The following is a 4209-nucleotide window of genomic DNA, read 5'->3' on the forward strand; positions in this document are numbered from 1 at the left end:
GCAATCGACCTCCACCGCGCTGGTGCGGTACAGCCGCGTCCATTCAAACGGCAAGATCCCGTCCAACGCACCATCGGTAAGGGTCAGCAGTTCCTCGCCCGTGACCATCGACACCGGGCAACCGTGGGTAACGGTCTTGTCCGCTGGCGCCGCCGCATCCCCCTTCGGATTCGACGCCACAGCCGGCACATCATCGACAGGCTCCTGGCGGACCAACGTCGTGCGCTGGGTTTTGCCGCGCACCATCGGCACCGGGTTCGAAACCAGCGTATCGCCAGCCTTCAACGGCACAGCCGGCACTGCCTTGACCGGCGTCGCCGCACTGCTCAGCAACACCGGCTTGGCGACCTCGACATGAGCTTCCAGCCGAGGCCCTGTCACCTGCTTGGCCAGCAATTCCAACAACGCCCGCGCCCGCCCGGATTTGACGTGACTGAGCACACGAGCCCCCAATCGCACCACCACGCCCATCGCACCCAACACGCGAATCAGCAGCAGATTGATCAGCACCTCACCGGTGATTTCACCCCACAGTTCAGCCATCTCCGTAGGCGGGAGCATGCGCATCCAGCTGACCAGCGCCGATAGGTAGACAAACAGCAGCGGCTCATCACTGAGCACCAACAAGCCCTGGGCGATCGAGTCACTGCCTAGGGCCAGCAGTTCATCGAGCTCAGTTTGCGAAAGGTAGTGCAGCAACTTTTCGCTATTGGGCTTGAGGTCCGCCAGCAGCGCAGACAGCTCGCCAATGTTGTCCCACAGGCTATAAAGTGCCTTGCCCAACCCACTGGCAAAGGCTGCCTCCAGCAGGCGCCGCCGCTCAAGCGGGCGGGCGTCTGTGTAGTTTTTCCACTGGGCCTGGAAGGTGTCGGTCCACTCTTTGCGCAGCCGGGTTTCCAGTGCAGCGATCACCGACTGGTAGGACGCATACAGCGCCTGGACGTTATCCTGGGAAACGTTGGGGTAAAAACTCACCCGGTATTGCTGGTTGCGATCACATTCGGTGATTTCGAGGATGCCACTGGGGCCGATGGTCTTATGGAGGGGCTCGCCCAGCGGGCCGCCGTTTGGATCAACGCGTTGCACCACCACCGGCGTGTTGCCGATGGGCACGAACCTGGTGCTCTGGAACATATGCACCAGGGTCAAGGTACCTGTGGCCTGGCACGTGGCGACGGTGCTGCTGGGCAAGAGGGAACGATTGATCGGCGCGACCAGCGCGACGTCCTCCCCAACCTTGAACACCTGCTCGACTTCCAGCGCCGAGAAGCTCCAAAAGCTTTCGGCCCACTCGTCAAAGGTGTTCAAGCAATCGCGAAAGTCACGGAAGACGCCTTCAACGTCGACCTTTTCCGCGTTCATTGGCGTCAGCGCCAGCCTACCAATGGCCGGGTTCAAGTGCCGGCCCCGTCAACCGCACGCGTCACGAAAAAAACCATCTGCACTCCCTCGCACTGTTTGATCAGGCGAGGGACTTTGCAGAGGTTTGCGCAGGCGAGGAGTAGAGCTTATCCGGCAGTTGTGTGGGATGTTTCAGTTACTGCCAGGCACGGGGTTCGGCATGCCGACGAACCCCGGTTAGACTTACCTGTCGATATCAGCACTGCCCGGCCTGTCGTTAACCAAGGAAGCCCCATGTATTCAACGCGTCTGCTGCTCTGCCTCATTCCTTTACTGGTACTGGCCGGTTGCTCCACCTCCCGTGGCCCTCAGCAGCCCGAGCGCAGTGAAGCCGAGGTGAAGGCGCAGATCGTGCGCCTGCTGCCGGCCAAGGTCGCGGACCGCAACGGCTGGGCCCAGGACATCTACACCGCCTTCGACACCCAGAAAATCTACCCCAGCACCGAAAACATCTGTGCGGTACTGGCGGTGACCGAGCAAGAGTCCACCTATCAGGTCGACCCGCCGGTGCCCGGTATGGGCAAGATCGCCCAGGATGAAATCCTGCGCCGCGCCAGCAAGGTGCATGTGCCGGCATTCGTGGTGCGCAGCGCTTTGCAACTGCGCTCGCCCACCGGCAAAACCTACGCCGACCGTTTGAATGCCGCCCGTACGGAGAGGGATTTGAGCGGCATCTTCGATGACTTCATCAGCATGGTGCCCCTGGGCAATACGCTGTTTGGCGGGTTCAACCCGGTACACACCGCAGGCCCCATGCAGGTCAGTATCGACTTTGCGCAGAAACAGGCGCGGGGTTATCCCTACACGGTGGACGGCACGATTCGCCGCGAAGTGTTCACCCGTCGCGGCGGCATGTACTTCGGCATCGCCCACTTGCTCGGCTACCCGGTGAGCTACGACCAGCCGCTGTACCGCTTTGCCGATTTCAACGCCGGTTGGTACGCCAGCCGCAATGCCGCGTTCCAGGCCGCGGTCAGCCGTGTTTCAGGCAAAGAGCTTGCACTGGATGGGGATTTGATCCGCTATGGCTACTTGCTGCCCGGCACCACCGAGCTGGCGGTGCGTTCACTGGGGGCGAAACTGGACATGCGCAACCCGAGCATTCGCAGCCAGCTGGAGCAGGGCGAGCAGTTGGATTTCGAGGACACTACCTTGTACAAGCGCGTCTTCAGCCTGGCCGACCAGGCGGCTGGAAAGCCGCTGCCACGGGCGATCCTGCCGGGTATTGTGCTCAAGAGCCCGAAGATCACCCGCAACCTGACCACGGCCTGGTTTGCCAAGCGCGTGGATGAGCGCTACCAGCGCTGCCTGAAGCGCTGATCAACCGCGGCGCTTGACGAACCGGCGCCACAAGCCCACCCACAACCACACCACCGGGAACGCCAGGATCACGAAGGGCAGCACATAGCTGGCGCGTTCCAGGGCGTCTGCGGTGCCGTTCACCAGGTTGTCTCCCAGGTTGCTGAACATCCGGGTGAACCTTGACACCTGGTTGGCGCCGTCCGAGGAACGGAAGTTCAAGGTCACATGGTTGGTGTCGAGGCGGCGTTGCTGGCCGGCGGCAACCTGAGCCAGTTCCTGCAGCTCGTTTTCAATACCGGCTTGCTCTTTGCTCAGGACGATCAGGTCGCTGACGGTGATGTCCTTGCGCTTGGCCAGCTCATCGAGGCGTTGCTGCTGGGCTTGCAGGCGGTCCTGGCGGCGGCGCACATCCGCCACGGCATCGGCCAGGTCTTCGGCAGTGGTGATGCGCTGGCCGAGCTTACCGCCTTCGGCCGCCAGGGCGACCATCGGCTCCACACCCGTGGGCGCGATCCGCAGGATGATCTGGCCACCCTGGATGTCTTCAGTAATACCCAGGATATTGCAGGCGCCAAAGCGCGCCGTTTCACACGCCTCGCGAGTGGCCTGCATGCGCGGCGAAAGCAGGGCACCGGGCAGGGCCAGGGTCAATTCATGCTCATAGGCCAGTTGCGCCCCGGCCTTGCCCTGTTCGCCATTGATGACGGTGGTGCGAGAGTGGTCCTTGGGGGAACAACCGGCCAAGGCCAGGCCGGCCAGCAAGAGCAACAGCGGCGCGCGAAGCGGGTGGGAGTTGCCGTCCAGGTGGCGCATGGCGTTTCCTTGATATGTGCAGGAGAAATTGGCCGAGATTAAAGCGGGTCTGGCCCATTAACGCAAAGCATTGCCCGGGATTTGCCCGGCTGATGGTGGTGGCTGCCGGGTCGAAGCTGGCGTACATCTCAAGCCTCATACCAGGGAAGCAACCGCCATGAACGCTCAGACCGTCCCCCAAGGTTTTGTCCCATTGCCGCGCAGCAGCCCGTTGCTGGAACTGCTCGGCCCGGCGTACTGCCGTGGCGAAGGTTTGCAATTGGAAGTCGGCCTGCGCGCCGATCATCGTCACGCCAACGGGCGCGGTACGGTGCACGGCGGGGTGCTGGCGACGCTGGCCGATATCGGCATGGGGTACGCCATGGCGTTTTCCAGTGAGCCGCCGTTGCCGTTGATTACCGCTAGCATGACCTTGGATTACCTGGGCGCCGTGCAGGTAGGGGAGTGGGTGGTGGTGCGTTTGGAAAGCCACAAGCGCGGACGGCAGATGGCGTTTGCCACGTTGAGTTTGCAGGTGGAGGAGAGGGTGGTGCTGCGGGCGAGCGCGGTGTTCGCGGTGCCGCATGCTGACAGGCAGTGAGATCAAATGTGGGAGCTGGTTTGCCTGCGATGTCGGCCTGACAGCCGACACTTTTCTACCTGACACCCCACAATCCAACTGTGGGAGCGGGCTTGCTCGCGAAGGCGGCCTAA

Annotated in this window: 4 protein-coding genes; 2 read left to right on the forward strand and 2 right to left on the reverse strand. The window is 62.4% G+C overall.

Annotation, left to right across the window (positions count from 1 at the left end; translation table 11 throughout):
• Nucleotides 1-1362: DUF6531 domain-containing protein (locus A7K61_RS30365; RefSeq protein WP_256558080.1), on the reverse strand; the 1362-nt coding region annotated here is incomplete at its 3' end.
• A 273-nt stretch (nt 1363-1635) separates the two neighbouring features.
• Here A7K61_RS30365 and A7K61_RS30370 point away from each other — a divergent pair.
• The gene (locus tag A7K61_RS30370) at nt 1636-2721 is read left to right on the forward strand and encodes a DUF1615 domain-containing protein (RefSeq protein WP_069559005.1); all 1086 of its coding nucleotides are present in this window, start codon (nt 1636-1638) and stop codon (nt 2719-2721) included.
• Here A7K61_RS30370 and A7K61_RS30375 read toward each other — a convergent pair whose 3' ends face one another.
• The gene (locus A7K61_RS30375; protein ID WP_069559006.1) at nt 2722-3516 is read right to left on the reverse strand and encodes a DUF4349 domain-containing protein; all 795 of its coding nucleotides are present in this window, start codon (nt 3514-3516) and stop codon (nt 2722-2724) included.
• A gap of 157 nt (nt 3517-3673) precedes the next feature.
• On the opposite strand from A7K61_RS30375, the gene A7K61_RS30380 reads away from it, so the two are divergent.
• Nucleotides 3674-4096 (forward strand): PaaI family thioesterase, encoded by a 423-nt coding sequence (locus A7K61_RS30380; RefSeq protein WP_069559007.1) that lies wholly within the window; start codon nt 3674-3676, stop codon nt 4094-4096.
• Nucleotides 4097-4209 lie beyond the last annotated feature (113 nt).

Source organism: Pseudomonas sp. AP42, from assembly GCF_001728935.1.
In the GTDB taxonomy this organism is placed as follows: Bacteria; Pseudomonadota; Gammaproteobacteria; order Pseudomonadales; family Pseudomonadaceae; genus Aquipseudomonas; species Aquipseudomonas lactis.